Origin of the sequence: Streptomyces pactum (genome assembly GCF_002005225.1) — a bacterium.
GTDB classification, from domain to species: Bacteria; Actinomycetota; Actinomycetes; order Streptomycetales; family Streptomycetaceae; genus Streptomyces; species Streptomyces pactum_A.
This window is the reverse complement of sequence record NZ_CP019724.1, coordinates 7,462,908-7,479,131: the sequence shown is the minus strand read 5'-3', so window position 1 is coordinate 7,479,131 and position 16,224 is coordinate 7,462,908. Positions and strand designations below refer to the sequence as shown.

General features: G+C 72.2%; 13 protein-coding genes. 8 read left to right on the top strand and 5 right to left on the bottom strand.

Going from position 1 to position 16,224, the window contains the following annotated elements; translation table 11 throughout:
- Positions 1-101: 101 nt before the first annotated feature.
- From B1H29_RS32620 to B1H29_RS32610, 3 genes are read right to left on the bottom strand one after another with little or no spacing between them, the layout of a single operon-like run.
- Positions 102-866 carry a cupin gene (locus B1H29_RS32620; protein ID WP_055420524.1) on the bottom strand — a complete coding sequence of 255 codons (765 nt, stop codon included), beginning with the start codon at positions 864-866 and terminating at the stop codon, positions 102-104.
- Positions 860-1,789 carry a PmoA family protein gene (locus B1H29_RS32615; protein WP_055420525.1) on the bottom strand — a complete coding sequence of 310 codons (930 nt, stop codon included), beginning with the start codon at positions 1,787-1,789 and terminating at the stop codon, positions 860-862. The genes B1H29_RS32620 and B1H29_RS32615 overlap by 7 nt, the downstream gene beginning before the upstream one ends.
- Positions 1,786-2,901 (bottom strand): Gfo/Idh/MocA family protein, encoded by a 1,116-nt coding sequence (locus B1H29_RS32610; protein ID WP_055420526.1) that lies wholly within the window; start codon positions 2,899-2,901, stop codon positions 1,786-1,788. Before B1H29_RS32610 ends, B1H29_RS32615 begins: the two co-directional genes overlap by 4 nt.
- Positions 2,902-3,110: 209 nt before the next feature.
- Between B1H29_RS32610 and B1H29_RS32605 the strand changes: the two genes are divergently transcribed.
- The 3 genes from B1H29_RS32605 to B1H29_RS32595 all read left to right on the top strand — a co-directional run bounded on the left by B1H29_RS32605 (position 3,111) and on the right by B1H29_RS32595 (position 6,367).
- Entirely contained in the window at positions 3,111-3,704 is a 594-nt protein-coding gene (locus B1H29_RS32605; protein WP_055420527.1) for a Dps family protein, read from the top strand.
- Positions 3,705-3,854: 150 nt separating this feature from the next.
- Positions 3,855-4,919 (top strand): hypothetical protein, encoded by a 1,065-nt coding sequence (locus B1H29_RS32600; protein WP_079160583.1) that lies wholly within the window; start codon positions 3,855-3,857, stop codon positions 4,917-4,919.
- 245 nt (positions 4,920-5,164) lie between these two features.
- Entirely contained in the window at positions 5,165-6,367 is a 1,203-nt protein-coding gene (locus B1H29_RS32595; RefSeq protein ID WP_055420528.1) for a cysteine desulfurase-like protein, read from the top strand.
- 88 nt (positions 6,368-6,455) lie between these two features.
- On the opposite strand, the gene yicI is transcribed toward B1H29_RS32595, so the two are convergent.
- Entirely contained in the window at positions 6,456-8,726 is a 2,271-nt protein-coding gene (yicI, locus tag B1H29_RS32590; protein ID WP_055420529.1) for an alpha-xylosidase, read from the bottom strand.
- Between the two features lie 284 nt (positions 8,727-9,010).
- Between yicI and B1H29_RS32585 the strand changes: the two genes are divergently transcribed.
- The 4 genes from B1H29_RS32585 to B1H29_RS32570 are packed head-to-tail and all read left to right on the top strand — an operon-like array spanning position 9,011 to position 13,519.
- The gene (locus B1H29_RS32585) at positions 9,011-10,297 is read left to right on the top strand and encodes an ABC transporter substrate-binding protein (protein ID WP_055420530.1); all 1,287 of its coding nucleotides are present in this window, start codon (positions 9,011-9,013) and stop codon (positions 10,295-10,297) included.
- Positions 10,298-10,308: 11 nt separating this feature from the next.
- Entirely contained in the window at positions 10,309-11,262 is a 954-nt protein-coding gene (locus B1H29_RS32580; RefSeq protein ID WP_055420531.1) for a carbohydrate ABC transporter permease, read from the top strand.
- A gap of 6 nt (positions 11,263-11,268) precedes the next feature.
- Complete coding sequence (locus tag B1H29_RS32575) at positions 11,269-12,096, top strand: carbohydrate ABC transporter permease (RefSeq protein ID WP_055420532.1); 828 nt, start codon at positions 11,269-11,271, stop codon at positions 12,094-12,096.
- 43 nt (positions 12,097-12,139) lie between these two features.
- The gene (locus B1H29_RS32570) at positions 12,140-13,519 is read left to right on the top strand and encodes a GH1 family beta-glucosidase (RefSeq protein ID WP_055420533.1); all 1,380 of its coding nucleotides are present in this window, start codon (positions 12,140-12,142) and stop codon (positions 13,517-13,519) included.
- Positions 13,520-13,647: 128 nt separating this feature from the next.
- Here the strand turns inward: B1H29_RS32570 and B1H29_RS32565 are convergent, their stop codons facing one another.
- Entirely contained in the window at positions 13,648-14,901 is a 1,254-nt protein-coding gene (locus tag B1H29_RS32565) for an ROK family protein (protein WP_055420534.1), read from the bottom strand.
- A gap of 137 nt (positions 14,902-15,038) precedes the next feature.
- Between B1H29_RS32565 and B1H29_RS32560 the strand changes: the two genes are divergently transcribed.
- Positions 15,039-16,220, top strand: coding sequence for an MFS transporter (locus B1H29_RS32560; protein WP_055420535.1), 1,182 nt, complete (start codon positions 15,039-15,041; stop codon positions 16,218-16,220).
- The last annotated feature ends 4 nt before the right edge of the window (positions 16,221-16,224 follow it).

Here is a 16,224-nt window from a genome sequence, read left to right as displayed (position 1 = left end):
CTCTTCCGCCCGGTGGGACATCGGGACGTGAACGTCCCGATGTCCCACCCTCCCGGCCGGTCAACTCCCCCGTGCGCGCGGCACGTCGGCGGCCGGGAGCGTCAACGCTCATCCTCGTACGGCAACGTCGTCCCCGGCAGCGCGTACTCGTCGCGGCGGCCGCACATGCCGTAGCCGCCGAGCCGGGTGGGCGCGGCCTCGTACGCGGTGGCCTCGGTGAGATACGCCGGGTCGCCGCCGGTGAGCGCGTCGAGCTGGGCGCCGGTGCGCTCGGCGGCGGCGAGCGCACCGGCCCGCCACAGGTCCCGCCAGCCGGGCACCTTGTCGCGCACCAGACGGGCGGCGGCCCGCTGGAACTCCCGGTACGGGCCGTCGTCCCCGGCGACCAGGGCCTCGCGCAGGACGAGGTAGCCCTCGACGGCGAGGTCCCTGCGGCGCCGGGCCGCCGCCGCCGTCTCCGGCCCGGTGCCGGGCGGCAGCGTGGCCGCCGCGGTGTACGCCCCGGGGTCGGCCAGTACCTCGGGCGGGAAGGTGAAGACGGCGTCCCCGGCCTCGGGCAGGCCGCTGTTCTGCATCAGCACCGTGACGCGCAGACCGCCGCCCTGCACCATGCGGTGCACGGTGCCCGGCGTGAACCAGGCGACCGAGCCGGGTTCCAGCGGCATCTCCCGGTAGCCGTCGGGGCTGAGCGTCTGCACCGCGCCGCGCCCGCCGGTGACGACGTACGCCTCCGTGCACACCAGGTGCAGGTGGGGACTGCCGCCGCACACGCCGTCGGTCGCCGCCCAGTCGTAGGCACTCAGGTGGGACAGGCCCACCGCGCCGGGCAGCGGATGGGGAGGGGCGGCCTCGGGACCGCTCACCACGGCAGCCTCTTCAGGTACGTCGCGGCCCGGTCGCCGTCCCAGGCTCCGTCGGCTACCACGACGCGGTAGCGGTAGGCGAAGGAAGCGCCCGGCGGCAGCTCGAACTCCTCGAAGAACGCCCAGGAGAACGCCACCGTCGGGATCGGCTCGGCGCGTACGAACCAGTGGGAGGGGTGGATCGCGGTCGTCTGGTCGAGGTTCTCGGGTGCGTGCGCGAAGACCAGCGTGGAATGGGCGTCGACGTCGTCGTGCTCGGTGGTGAAGGCGAGCCACGGACTGCGGGTGCCCATCAGCTCGGCGGCGTCCGCGTCGGTGCCCGGGGCGAAGGCGGTGCCGCCGGTGAAGTCGCGGGGGCCGCGCCACTGGAGGCCGGTGTAGCCGGCCATCTCCCGGCCGGCGGTGGTCGGGGAGCCGAAAAGCAACGGCTCGGCACGGGTGTTGGTGAGGCGGATCGACCAGTCCAGGGCCCAGGCACCGGCCTCCTCGTCGACCGAGTGGACGGTCAGGCCGCGCTCCTCGCGGGCCCACTCGGCGCCGGCGTTCTCGATCCAGGTGAGGTTCTCGGTGAGTGTGAGCCGGTCGTCCTCGACCGTGAAGCCGGGGAAGCCGTCGTGCCGCATCGATCCGATGCGCTCGGGCAGGGCCCGGTAACCCTCGCCGTGGACATAGCAGTTGCCGCCCCAGAAGTTCTGCCCGGAGAGGTGACTGGCCGTCATCTGCAGGCCCTTGTGCCAGCGGTGGTCGCTGGGGCGATAGCCGGTCACCGTACGTCCGGCGAGCGTGCGCACGGGGTGGGCGTAGGGCTTGCGGGACTCGAAGGCCTCGGGGTCGGGGCGGTAGACGTAGCGGAGGATCTCGGTGCCGTTCGCGGCGGTGACGGCGATGTGGTCGCCGTGCGTGTGACTGACGCTCAGGGTGCTCACGCGCGCTCCTCGGGGGCCCAGTCGGGGTGGTCGCCGTGCATGGCCGAGTGGAAGGGGTCACCGGGTGCGATCTCGCCCGCGAGGACGGGCCGCCCGGTGAACGCCGCCTTGTACAGCGCGGCGGCGAACTCGAGCGTGTCGCGGGCACCGGGACCGCTGCCGGGCGGCCTGGTGCCGGTGTCCCAGGCGTCCAGCACGGCGCCGAGCTGCGCGGTGTGGGAGCTGGGCACGTCCGCCGCCGGGGTGCGCCAGGCGGCGGCCCGCTCGGCGGCGACGTGCCGGGCGGGGGTGTAGGTCCAGTCGTCGTTGCGGTGCCCGTACAGGTGGGTCAGCTCGACCGTCGCGTCGGCGCAGTCGACACGGACGCGGCTCACCTCGTGCGGGGAGAGCACGCTGTTGACGACGGTGGCGAGGGCGCCGTTCCGGAACCGCACCAGGGCGGTGGAGACGTCCTCGCTCTCGGTGTCGTGGACCAGGCGGGACGCCATGGCCCGCACCTCCGCCCAGGGGCCGAGCAGGTGCAGCAGCAGGTCGTACTGGTGGATGCCGTGGCCCATGGTCGGGCCGCCGCCCTCGGTGGCCCAGCGTCCGCGCCACGGCACCGCGTAGTAGGCGGCGTCGCGGTGCCAGGTGGTCTGGCAGTGGGCGACCAGCGGGGCGCCCAGCTCGCCGCTCGCGATCAGGTCACGGGCGTGCGCGGCGCCCGAACCGTACCGGTGCTGGAAGATCACGGACGCGTAGGCACCGGACGCCTCCTCGGCCGCCGCGATGTCGTCGTACTCGGCGAGGGAGAGGCACAGCGGCTTCTCGCACAGCACCCAGGCACCGGCCTTGAGCGCGGCCACCGTCTGCTCCCGGTGCAGGGACGGCGGCGTACCGACGAGCACGAGGTCGGGGCGTACGGCGTCCAGCATGGCGCCCATCGACGTGTACCCGGCGACGCCGCCGCCCGCCTCGGCCCGGAAGGCGTCGAGCCGGGCCGGGTCCACGTCCACGGCGGCCACCAGTTCCGTACGGTCGGCGTGAGCTCTGAGGGCGGGCAGGTGGCTGCCGGTGACGATGGCACCGGTACCGACCACGGCGACCCGGCGGCGGGCGGGACGTGGGGACATGCGGTCCTCCTCGGACGCCGGCGCACGACATGCGCGCACGCCGCTAGAAAGCGCTTGCTCTGCGGCAGACCATAAGTGCGGAGCGAATGTCTGGACAACCCCCAGCGTTTGCGGGCCCGGCATGCGGCTGGTCGACTGTCGCGGGGGGACCGGAGCCGGTCCACCCCGCGCCGGCACACCTTTCAGTCCTTTCCAGAAGGAGTCCAGGCGTGAGCAACCCCGAGTCGTCGTCCGTGGAGCACCGGTCCGACGGCAGCCAGCCCTGGCTGCACCAGAAGGGCCGGACCATCCAGGAGTTCGGCACCGTCAAGCAGTTCCCCGTGGCCCTGACCATGGAGACCCGCCTCTACTCCTGCCAGCGGCTCAACAAGGTCCTGGCGGACACCCGGATCCTGCACGACCTGTACAAGAAGTACCACTGGCTCATGCGCGGGGCGACGTTCTACCAACTGCACCTGCTGCTGGACAAGCACGCGGGCGAGCAACTGGAGCTGATCGACACCATCGCCGAGCGCGTCCAGACGCTCGGCGGCGTCGCGATCGGCGACCCCCGGCACGTCGCCGAGATCACGACCGTGCCGCGTCCGCCGGACGGCGTCGAGGAGGTGCCGTCCATGCTCTCGCGGCTGCTGGAGGCGCACGAGCTGATCCTGACCGACTGTCACGACGCGGCGGCCCGCACGCAGGACCTCGGCGACGACGGCACCAACGACCTCCTCGTCTCCGAGGTCGTGCGCACCAACGAGTTGCAGGCGTGGTTCGTGGCGGAGCATCTGGTGGACACGCCGCTGGTGCACGCCTGACTCCGCGCCGGGGACCCCGCGCACGCGCGGCCGGCCCTGCTCACGGAGCGTCAGCAGGGTCCGCGCGGCCGGCCCCGCTGACGCTCCGTGACCCCCCGGGCGACGGCGCTCTTGGTGCCCTTCGGCCCCGGCTGTGGAAACGTCCTCGGCATGGCCCACATGTCCCACGGCGCCCATGCCCAGCCTCCGACGAGCGGGCAGCGGTGGTCCGCGTTCCGGCAGTCGCCGTTCTGGCCGGCCACCGTGCTGGTGCTGATCCTCGCGGCGGCGGCGGGCCTCTTCGCCGGCTCGTACACCTACTCGATGGCGGACCCGACGCCGCACTCGATCCCCACGGCCGTGGTCGGCTCGTACGAAGAGGCCCGGGGCCGAGCGTTCCTGGACGGCCTGGAGAAGGCGCTGAACGCCTCGGTCAAGGTGCGTCCCTACGAGAGCGAGGCCGCGGCCCGCGAGGCGATCCAGGACCAGGAGGTCTTCGCGATCTTCGAGCTGCGCGACGACGGACGGACCGCCGTGCTCGACCTCTCCAGCGCGTCGGGCGCCTCGGTCGCCCAGGTACTCGCCGACACCGCGCCGGCCGTGGGGAGAAGGACCGGCGTCGAGGTCACCGTCCGCGACATCAACCCCTTGCAGGAGGGCGACCCGCGCGGGCTGGCGATCTTCTACATCTCGCTGGCCGCGGTCATCATCGGCTTCGTCGGGGCGATCCAGCTAAGCGTGCACGCGCGCTCCCTGACGCCCGCCGAACGCATCCTCTTCACGGCCGCCTACGCCTTGCTCGGCGGGTTCGCCATCGCCGCGACGGTGGACTGGCTGCTGAACGCGCTCGATCTGCCGTTCGCCGAGTCGTGGCTGATCCTGGCGCTCACGATGTTCGCGTCCGGCATGGTCTTCACCATGTTCAACACCCTGTTCGGACGCTGGGCGATGCTGCCGACCTGGGGACTGATGGTGCTCCTCGGCAATCCCTCGTCCGGCGGCGCGGTGTCCTGGCCGCTGCTGCCGTCCCCGCTGGGGGCGATCGGCCAGTGGCTGCCGCCCGGGGCCTCGGTCAACGCCCAGCACACCGCGGTGTACTTCCAGGGCCATCAGCACGCGTTCCCGTTCCTGGTGCTGGGCGGGTGGGCGCTGCTGTCCTGCGCGGTCTTCTGGATCTGGCGGCACCGCCATCCCGGCGGCCGCGAGAAACAGCCGGCGCACGCCGCGGACTCCTGACCCGTACGGGACGCGCGACGGTCGCGTACCCCTCCGCGCTCGCCGCCGTCGCTCACCCCTCGCGTTCGCGGGCGTCGCGTGCCCGCCCGGACTCCCGGCCGCCGCGTTCCCACCCCGGACTCCCGGCCGCCGTATACCCGCCCGGACTCCTGACCATTGGGTACCCGTCCGTCACGCGCGTCTGTTCCGGACGCCGCTCGGCTGCGATCATGAGGCGCGAGTCCCCGCCTTCGGTTGGAGTGCACATGGCCCTCGACGTCGACGCGATCCGCGCGCAGATCCCCGCCCTGAAGTCCGGCTCGGCCCGCTTCGACGCGCCGGGCGGCACCCAGACCCCGCAGCCCGTCATCGACGCCGTCGCCGAGGCGCTGGCCAACCCGCTGGCCAACCGCGGCCGGACGACCGAGGGCGAACGCAACGCGGACGACATCGTCGCGGGCGCCCGGAGCGCGCTCGCCGACCTGCTGGGCGCCGAGCCGCGGGGGGTCGTCCTCGGCCGCAGCGCCACCCAGCTCGCCTACGACCTGTCCCGGACCCTCGCCAGGACGTGGCGGCCGGGTGACGAGGTGGTCGTCAGCCGCCTCGACCACGACTCCAACATCCGGCCCTGGACCCAGGCGGCGGAGGCGGCGGGCGCGAGCGTGCGCTGGGCGGACTTCGACCCGGCCACCGGTGAACTGCTCCCCGGGCACATCGAGGCGGTGCTCTCCCCGCGCACCCGCCTGGTCGCGGTGACGGCCGCGTCCAACCTCATCGGCACCATGCCCGACCTGCCGGCCATCGCCCGCCTGGCGCACGGCGTCGGCGCGCTGCTCCACGTCGACGCGGTGCACTACGCCTCGCACGCCGTCGTCGACCCGGCGGCGCTCGGCGCGGACACGCTGGTGTGCTCCCCGTACAAGTTCCTCGGTCCGCACCTGGGGGTGCTGGCGGCCCGGCCCGAGTTCCTGGAGACGCTGCGCCCGGACAAGCTGCTGCCGTCCAGCGACGCCGTCCCCGAGCGCTTCGAGCTGGGGACGCTGCCGTACGAGCTGCTGGCCGGCGCCCGTGCCGCGGTGGACTTCCTCGCGGGCCTGGAGCCGGACGCGCGGGGCAGCCGCCGGGACCGGCTGGTCGCCTCCTTCGCGGCGCTCAAGGCCCACGAGGACGCGCTGCGTGAGCGGATCGAGCGTGGGCTGGCGGACCTCGGCGGGATCACCGTGTACTCGCGGGCCGCGCGGCGCACGCCGACCCTGCTGTTCACCGTGGCGGGCCTGCGCCCGGCCGACGTCCACCGGCGACTGGCCGAGCGGGCGGTGGACGCGCCCGCCGGGTCCTTCTACGCCCTGGAGGCCTCCCGCCGGCTGGGGCTCGGCGACGAGGGCGGCGTACGGGTCGGGCTGGCGCCGTACAGCAGCACGGACGACGTGGACCGCCTGCTGACGGCGCTGGCCGGCCTCGACCGCTGACGGACGCGGTGCTGGGTGCGACGTCCCGTCGGCACGCGATCCGCCACGGCGTGCCGCCGGGCCTTCGCTCCCGTCACCGCCACCGGCCTCACCCCAGCGGCACGCTCACCTCCCCGCTGCCCTCCGCGCTCGCCCCGCCCGCGACGCGCACGGTGAACGGTCGGCCGGTGCCGCTCGCGGTGACCCGCAGGACGTCCCCGTCGCGCCGTACGCGGAACGTCGCGGCCGGCATGCCCAGCAGGTCGGGCACGGTGGCCTCGGCCGCGTAGTCCACGTCGGCGGGCGGGTGGACCAGCAGGGTGGGGGCGTCCAGCCAGTCGCCGTCGGGGCGGCCGTCGTCGGAGGCCAGCGGCAGGACGGCGCCCTCACGGACGTACAGCGGCAGACTGTCGTAGCCGTGCCGCTCGGTGCGCCAGGCCGGGCCGGTGACGCGCTCACCGGTCAGGAGGTGGGTCCAGGTGCCCTCGGGGAGGTAGACCTCGACCTCGCCGTCCTCGGTGAAGACCGGGGCGACCAGGAGGTCGGGGCCGAGCATGTACTGGCGGTCCAGCGGGCGGCAGCCCGGATCGTGCGGGAACTCCAGGACCATCGGACGCATCATCGGCACGCCGGTGCGGTGCGCCTCGGCGGCGACGCCGTACAGGTAGGGCATCAGGCGGTGCTTGAGGAGGGTGAAGCTCCGGGCGACGCCGACCGCCTCCTCGCCGAACTCCCACGGCACCCGGTACGACGAGGAGCCGTGCAGGCGGCTGTGCGAGGAGAGCAGGCCGAAGGCCAGCCAGCGCTTGAAGACGGCCGGGTCGGGTGTGCCCTCGAAGCCGCCGATGTCGTGGCTCCAGAAGCCGAAGCCGCTCAGGGACAGGGACAGGCCGCCCCTCAGCGACTCGGCCATCGCCTCGAAGGACGACCAGCAGTCGCCGCCCCAGTGGACGGGGTACTGCTGGCCGCCCGCGGTCGCGGAGCGGGCGAAGAGGACGGCCTCGCCCTGTCCGCGCTCCTTCTCCAGGAGTTCGAAGACGGTGCGGTTGAACAGGTGCGTGTAGTAGTTGTGCATCCGCTCCGGGTCGGAGCCGTCGTGCCAGACGACGTCGGTGGGGACGCGCTCGCCGAAGTCCGTCTTGAAGCAGTCCACGCCCTGGTCGAGCAGCGGCTTGAGCTTTCCGGCGTACCAGTCGCGGGCGGCCGGGCTGGTGAAGTCCACCAGGCCCATCCCGGCCTGCCACAGGTCCCACTGCCAGATGTCGCCGTCCGGCCGGCGCACCAGGTGCCCGAGCGCGGCGGCCTCGTCGAAGAGGGGGGACTTCTGGGCGATGTACGGGTTGATCCAGGCGCTGACCTTGAGGCCCCTGGCCTTGAGCCGGGCGAGCATGCCGTCCGGGTCGGGGAAGACGTCCGGGTCCCACTGGAAGTCGCACCACTGGTACTCGCGCATCCAGAAGCAGTCGAAGTGGAAGACGGACAGCGGGATGCCGCGCTCGGCCATGCCGTCGACGAACGTCGTCACCGTCTCCTCGTCGTAGGAGGTGGTGAAGGACGTGGTGAGCCAGAGGCCGAAGGACCAGGCGGGCGGCAGGGCGGGGCGGCCGGCGAGGGCGGTGTAGCGGGTGAGGACCTCCTTGGGGGTGGGGCCGGCGACGACGTAGTACTCCAGCGTCTGGTCCTCGACGCTGAACTGCACCTGGCCGACGGACTCGGAGCCGACCTCGAAGGAGACGGCGCCGGGATGGTTGACGAAGACGCCGTAGCCGCGCGAGGAGAGGTAGAAGGGGATGTTCTTGTACGCCTGCTCGCTGCTGGTGCCGCCGTCGGCCTGCCACATGTCGACGACCTGGCCGTTCTTGACGAACGGGGTGAAGCGCTCGCCGAGGCCGTAGATCTGCTCGCCGACGCCGAGCGCGAGCCGGCTCAGCATGTGGTGTCCGCCGTCGCCGGTGGTGGCGAAGGCCGTGCTCCTGGCGCCCGCGCGGGTCAGCTCGCGTCCGTCCGCGTCGTGGAAGGTGAGCCCCCAGGGGCCCTCGCGGTCCAGGCGGAGGGAGAGCGGGCCGCTGGTCAGTTCGGTGACCGTGCCTTCCTGGCGCACCGCGCCGGCACCGTCCGCGGCGCCCGTGAGGGCGAAGTCGGGGCCCGGCCGGCGCTTGCCGGCGTGGTGGGTGACGCGGACGCCGATGACGCCCTCGGCGGGAGAGAAGCATTCGGCCGTGAGGAGCGGCGCGTTGAGCGTGTCCCCCCTCCGCGTCACCTTCTTCACGGCGGCATGAGCGGTGAAGCGCTTCGATTCGGGGCGCACATCGCGTACCTCAGTGGCGTACGAGAGATGCACGCCCTCGCGGATGAGCCAGAAGCCGTCGGTGAACTTCATGATCTTCCTCGGGTGGGGCGGGAGCTGTCGGATGGGAGCACGGAAGCCGTCTCACAGCATTTTGATCGTACACAGAACAAATCCCCGCCAGGAGGGTCCCACCTCGACCTCACCGCACTGAACAGGGGTGATTACCCATGAGAACAGCATCCTCACGCCACGAAGTGTCGAGAGGGGGGCCACTTTGCTCTAGCGCGACAGCGGGTCCTTGACGTATTAGTCATCACATCAAACAAAACGGTCCGGCAAGGAAGCCGGACGGTACGACAGCAAGGGCCCGCACCATGTCGAAGCGCTTCACCTCGCTCGCCTTGACAGCACACCCTCCGGCTGCCACGCACCGCGGGCGAGGACGCTCACGCCGAGCCGTCGCCCCGTTCGCCGCCGCCTCCGTCCTGGTCGCCGGGGCGGCGCTCACGGGCTGCGGACAGCAGCGGGACGCCGACGTGTACACCGTGATGAACTCCTCGACCGACGAGTCGTACCACCGCTGGGACGCGGAGGCGATGGCCCGCTGCGGCGAACGGCTGGGCGTCACCATCGAGCAGCAGAGCGTCCCGGCGTCGCAGGTGATGACGAAGGCGCTGCGCATGGCGTCGTCCAAGTCGCTGCCGGACGTCGTGCAGTTCGACGCGTCCGAGATGCCGACCTTCGCCGACGCCGGGGGCCTGGTCGACCTGCGGACCCTCGGGCTGAGCACCGAGGACATCCCCGAGGGCATCGTCGACTTCGGCTCGTACCAGGGGACGTACTACGGTGCGGCCCGCTCCGTGAACACGCTCGCGCTCTTCTACAACAAGGACGTCCTCGACCGGGCGGGCGTCGAGGTGCCCACCACCTGGGCACAGTTGCGCGAGAGCGCGGAGAAGCTCACCCAGGGCAGGCGGTACGGGCTGGCGCTCAGCGCGGGCGGCGCGGAGGACGGCGTCTTCCAGTTCATGCCGTTCATGTGGTCCAACGGCGGTGACGAGACCGACCTCGACGGTCCGCGGGTCGTCGAGGCCCTCGACTACTGGAAGGGCCTGCTGAAGGACGGTTCGCTGTCGAAGTCGACGGTCAACTGGACGCAGGCGGACGTCAACGACCAGTTCATGGCCGGCAACGCGGCGATGATGATCAACGGGCCGTGGCAGGTGGAGACACTGAACAGCGACAAGTCGCTGCACTGGGGCATCGCGCCGATCCCCGTGCCCGAGACCGGTGACGACTCGGTGGGCCCGCTCGGCGGTGCGGTGCTGACCGTGCCCAACACCGGTGACGAGGCGCGGGAGAAGACGGCCGGGAAGATCGTGGCGTGTCTCTCCAGCGAGCAGGAACAGCTCACCTACGCGCTCAATAGCTGGATGGTCCCGGCCAACGCCAAGGCCGCCGCCGTCTGGCGCGAGCGGGTGCCGGAGCTGGACTCCCTCGCCGACCAGGTGGCCGTCGCCCGGTCCCGGACCGCGAAGCTCGGCGCCGGCTGGTCGAGCGTGTCGCTCGCCCTGCAGAGCGCCTTCCAGTCCGCCCTGACCGGCCAGTCCAGCGAGACCGCCCTGAAGCGCGCCCAGCAGCGGGCCACGAGCGGGAACTGAGGTACGCGCCCATGACCACGTCCACCGTCACCGCCCGGACGCCGGCGAAGGCGTCCACGACGGCCACCGCGCCGGACCCGGACCGGCTCAGGCGCCGGCGCCGGCTCGCCCAGTGGGGGTTCGTCGCCCCCGCCGTCGTCTTCATGCTGCTGTTCTTCGGCTACCCGCTCGTCCGCAACGTCGTGATGAGCTTCCAGCACTACACGCCGAAGACCTTCTTCACCGGTGAGGCGCCCTTCAACGGCACCGACAACTGGTCCAACGTGTTCCAGGACGCCCTGTTCGGCAAGGCGCTGTGGCACACGCTCGTCTTCACCGCGGGCTCGCTGCTGGGGCAGTTCTGCATCGGCCTGGCACTCGCGGTCTTCTTCAGCCGCCGCTTCCCGCTGAACGGGGTGCTGCGCTCGCTGATCCTGCTGCCCTGGCTGGTGCCCATGGTGGTGTCCGGCATCGTCTGGCGCCGCATCCTCGACCAGGACACGGGCGTGCTGAACTCGTTCCTGGACACCCTCGGGATCGGCGGCCACACGCCGTGGCTGACCAGTCCGGAGATGGCCCTGGTGTCGGTCATCCTGGTCAACATCTGGATCGGCATCCCGTTCAACATGGTCATCCTGTACGGCGGTCTGCAGGAGATCCCGAAGGAACTGCACGAGGCGGCCGCCCTGGACGGCGCGTCGGCCTGGCGGACCTTCCGCTCCGTCACCCTGCCGGTGCTCAAGCCGGTCGTCACGGTCGTGCTCGTCCTAGGCTTCATGTCGACCGTCAAGATCCTCGACCTGATCCTCGCCCTCACCGACGGCGGTCCCGCCGACGCCACCCAGACCCTCGGCACGCTGACCTACCAGAACTCCTTCGTGCAGTTGGACTTCGGCGCGGGCGCCGTCGTCGGCAACGTACTCATCCTGATCTCCGCCGTGTTCGCGGTGTTCTACCTGCGGGCCAACCGCACCGAGGGGAAGTGACCGACGATGGCAGCTCAGACGCCCACCGCGTCCCGGCGCCGCTGGGGCTCCACCGTCGCCGGTGTACTCCTCCTCGGCGTGATGCTGTTCCCGCTGTACTGGATGCTCAACACCGCGCTGCAGCCCGACTCCGGGCTCCTGCAGGTCGACCCGGTGCCGGGCAGCCTGGACCTGTCCGGCTTCTCCAAGGCCGTCAGCGACCAGGGCGGCAACCTGCTGACCTCGCTGGCCGTCTCGCTCGGCGCGGTCGCCATCTGCCTGGCGATCTCGGCGCCGGCGGCGTACGGGCTGGCGCGGTTCGGGCTGCGCGGCTCGCGCACCATCGTGTTCGGCACGCTGATCACCCAGATGGTGCCGGGCATCGTCATCGCCAACGCGCTCTACAACTCGTACGTCGACCTGGGCCTGGTCAACTCCTACTTCGGCCTGATGCTGGCGGACGCCTCGTTGGGCATCCCGTTCTCCATCGTGCTGATGCGCTCCTTCATGGTGTCGATCCCGGGCGAGGTGATCGAGGCCGCGCAGATCGACGGCGCCGGGCCGGTGCGGACGTTCGTGCGGGTGGTGCTGCCGATGAGCCGCAACTCGCTGATCACGGCCGGACTGTTCGCGTTCCTGTTCTCGTGGAGCGACTTCATGTTCGCGCTCACCCTGAACACGACCGACGACGTCAAGCCCATCACCCTGGGTATCTACCAGTACATCGGCGCGCACGTCGGCGACTGGGGCTCGGTGATGGCCGCCTCCGTGCTCTCCGCGGTACCGGCGGCGATCCTGCTGGTCCTCGCCCAGAAGTACATCGCCGCCGGGATCACCGGCGGCTCCGTCAAGTGACCCCTGAACGCACCCCCGTACGCATGGAGATGAGCTGCACAGCATGAGTGACTTCCCCAGTTTTCCGCCCGGTTTCGTGCTCGGTGCCGCGACCGCCTCGTACCAGATCGAGGGCGCGGCACGGGAGGACGGCCGCGGTCCGTCGATCTGGGACACCTACAGCCACACCCCCGGCCTGGTGGTGAACGGCGACACCGGTGACGTGGCCTGCGACCACTACCACCGCTACCGGGAGGACGTGGCGCTGCTGCGCGACCTGGGCGTGGACTCGTACCGCTTCTCGATCGCCTGGCCGCGCATCGTGCCGGAGGGTTCCGGCACGGTGAACCCCAAGGGCCTGGACTTCTACTCCCGTCTGGTGGACGAGCTGCTCGCGGCGGGTGTCGAGCCGGCCGCCACCCTCTACCACTGGGACCTGCCGCAGGCCCTGGAGGACCGAGGTGGCTGGCGGGTGCGGGAGACGGCGGAGCGGTTCGCCGAGTACACGGCCGTGGTCGCGGAGCACCTGAGCGACCGGGTGCCGCGCTGGATCACCCTCAACGAGCCGTGGTGCAGTTCCTTCCTCGGCTACTCCATCGGGCGGCACGCGCCCGGTGCCAGGGAGGGCCGGGGCGCGCTGGCCGCCGCCCACCACCTGCTGGTCGGCCACGGACTGGCGGTGCGGGCGCTGCGGGCGGCCGGGGTACGGGAGGTCGGCATCACGCTCAACCTGGACCGCAACCTGCCGGCCACCGACTCCCCCGCCGACCTGGCGGCCGTGGTCCGCGCGGACACGCAGCACAACCTGGTGTGGACCGAGCCGATCCTCGCGGGCCGCTACCCGGCCACCGAGGAGGAGACCTGGGGCGAGCTGATCACCGGGGAGGATTTCCGGCGGGACGGCGACCTGGAGCTGATCTCCCAGCCGCTGGACTTCCTCGGCGTCAACTACTACCGGCCCATCGTGGTCGCCGACGCCCCGCACCGCGAGAGCGACCCGGCGCGACGGGTGGCGACCGACAACCGCTACGAGGAGGTCGGGTTCCCCGGTGTCCGGCACACGGCGATGGGCTGGCCGGTCGTCCCGGACTCCTTCACCGACCTGCTCGTCCAGTTGAAGAAGCAGTACGGTGACGCGCTGCCGCCGATCCACGTCACGGAGAACGGTTCGGCGGAGGACGACGCGCCCGCCGCCGACGGCACGGTGCACGACGCCGACCGCGTCGCCTACCTGCGCGACCACCTCACCGCACTGCGGGCGGCGATGGACGCGGGCGTGGACGTACGCGGGTACTACGTGTGGTCGCTGCTGGACAACTTCGAGTGGGCGTACGGCTACGACAAGCGGTTCGGCATCGTCCGGGTCGACTACGACACGCAGGAGCGCACACCGAAGGACAGCTACCGCTGGTACCGGGAGCTGATCGCCGCGAACCGGGGGTGACATCGGAGCGCGGGGGCCTCGGCCGGGCGGCCCCCGCGTCGGCTCACGTCCCGCCTCGGCTCACGTCCCGCCTCGGCTCACGTCCCGCCTCGGCTCACGACCCGCCTCGGCTCACGACCCGCCTCGGCTCACGTCCCGCTTGAGCGCGCGTCCCGCTCGGCGCACGCCGCCGGATCGGCCAGCACCTCGCGGACGATCACGCCGGCCGCGCCCCGGGCCGCGTCACCGAGCGAGGACGACGCGCGCAGCCGCTTCCCGCCCTCGCTCCACAGCCCGGAGACGACGCGGAGGGAGAGTTCGCGGTCGACGGCGGGGGCCAGCCAGTCCATCAGCTCCCGGTAGACGCCGCCGAGCATCACCGCGTCGGGGTCGAAGAGGTTCACCGCGCCCGACACGACGACGCCCAGTTGCCGCCCGGCACGCTCGACCGCCGACAGCGCGGCCGGGTCGCCCCGCCGGGCGCGGCGTTCGAGTTCGGCGACACCCTGTACGCCCGCGTCCGGGTCGATGCCCGCGGCCCCCAGCAGCGCGGCCTGGCCGGCGTACTGCTCCAGGCAGCCGCGCGCGCCGCACCGGCACAGCGGCCCTTCCGGATCGACGACCATGTGACCGATCTCCCCGGCGAACCCGTGCGCACCGCGCAGCAGTTCGCCCCCCAGCACCAGGGCGCCACCGATGCCGATCTCGCCGGTCAGGTACAGGAAGCTGCGGACGCCTTCGGTGCCCGCGCCGAACCACAGCTCGGCGAGGGCGGCGGCGTTGGCCTCGTTGTCGGAGCTGACCGGCAGGGGGCGGTGGGCGGGGCGCAGGGCGAGGAGCGCCTGGGCGAACAGCCCCTCGACCGCGACCCGCTGCCATCCCAGGTTGGGGGCCTGGCGCACGGTGCCGCCGGTCACCAGGCCCGGCAGCGCGACATGGACGCCCGCCGGGACGAGGTCCTGCTCGGCAGCCGAACCGATGGCGCGGGCCGTCAGCCGGGCCGCGCGGGCCAGCACCTCGGAGGGCTGGACCCCTCGGTTGTCGAAGTGCTCCACGAGCCGGACCCGGTCGGTGCCCGCGAGATCGACGACGCACACGGTGACGTAGTCGATGTTGATCTCGACACCGAGACCCGCCGGGCCCGACCGGGAGACCTTCAGGACGGTGCCCGGCCGCCCTGCCTGACCGCTGCTGGTCTTGCCCCACTCGGAGACGAAGCCGTACTCCAGCAACTGCTCGACCAGGGACGACACCGCCGCACGCGTCAGCCCGACGTGCGTGGCGATACCGGCCCGGGTCGCCTCCCCCGCGTCGTGCACGGCCCTCAGGACGAGGCTGAGGTTGTGCCGTCTGACCGTGGCCTTGTCGGCCTTCGGCTCCAGGGGGGTGAGGTTGCTCTTCATGGTGCTGTCGAGCGTATGCGACGCCGGGGGCGCCGCCCCGAGCCCCCGCGCCCGGCCGGGATCCCCTTGCCCCTCCCCCGTCCCGCCCCTAGCCTGACTTTGTGCCGCAAATAAACAAAGCCCGATCGCACAACGCCGTGCCGGGCCCCAGCGACAACCTCACCCGCCTCCGCGTCGCCCTGACCGCCTTCTTCGCCCTCGACGGCTTCGTCTTCGCCGGCTGGGTCGTACGCATCCCCGCCATCAAGGAACAGACCGGCGCCTCCGCCAGCGCCCTGGGGCTGGCGCTGCTGGGTGTCTCGGCGGGTGCCGTCGTCACCATGACGCTCACCGGTCGGCTGTGCCGCCGCTACGGCAGCCACCCCGTCACCGTCGCCTGCGCGGTCCTGCTCTGCCTCAGCGTGGCCCTGCCCCCGCTCACCCATTCCGCGCTCGCCCTCGGCGCCGTACTGCTGGTGTTCGGCAGCGCGTACGGCGGGATCAACGTCGCCTTCAACAGCGCCGCCGTCGACCTAGTGGCCGTACTGCGGCGCCCGATCATGCCCAGCTTCCACGCGGCGTTCAGCCTGGGCGGCATGATCGGCGCCGGGCTCGGCGGGCTCGTCGCCGGGTCCCTGTCGCCGGTGCGGCACCTGCTCGGTCTCACCGTGACCGGCCTCCTCGTCACCCTCGTCGCGGGCCGCGCCCTGCTGCGCTGCGAACCCGCCGTGCCACCGGAACACACCGGCCGAACCGACCGGGACGGCAGCGCTCCCCGCCGGCTCGACCGCCGTACGCGCCGCCTCGTCATCACCTTCGGCCTGATCGCCCTGTGCACGGCCTACGGCGAGGGCGCCATGGCCGACTGGGGCGCTCTGCACCTGGAGCAGGACCTCGACGCCTCGCCGGGCATGGCGGCGGCGGGTTACTCCTGCTTCGCACTGGCCATGACCGTCGGTCGGCTGACCGGCACGACGCTGCTGGAGCGCCTCGGCCGGACGACCACGGTGGTGGCCGGCGGCACGACCGCCGTCGCCGGCATGCTGCTCGGTTCGCTCGCCCCGTCCGTCTGGGCGGCGCTGTTCGGCTTCGCGATCACCGGACTCGGGCTCGCCAACATCTTCCCGGTCGCGGTCGAACGGGCCGGGGCGCTGGGCGGTCCCAGCGGTGTCGCGACCGCGTCCACACTGGGCTACGGCGGCATGCTGCTCGGGCCGCCGGCCATCGGCTTCATGGCCGACTGGTTCTCCCTGCCGACCGCGCTCACCAGTGTGGCGGCGCTCGCGGCGGTGGCGGTACTCGTCACCGCCGCCACCCGGCGCGCGGCGGCAACGGGCTGAGGCC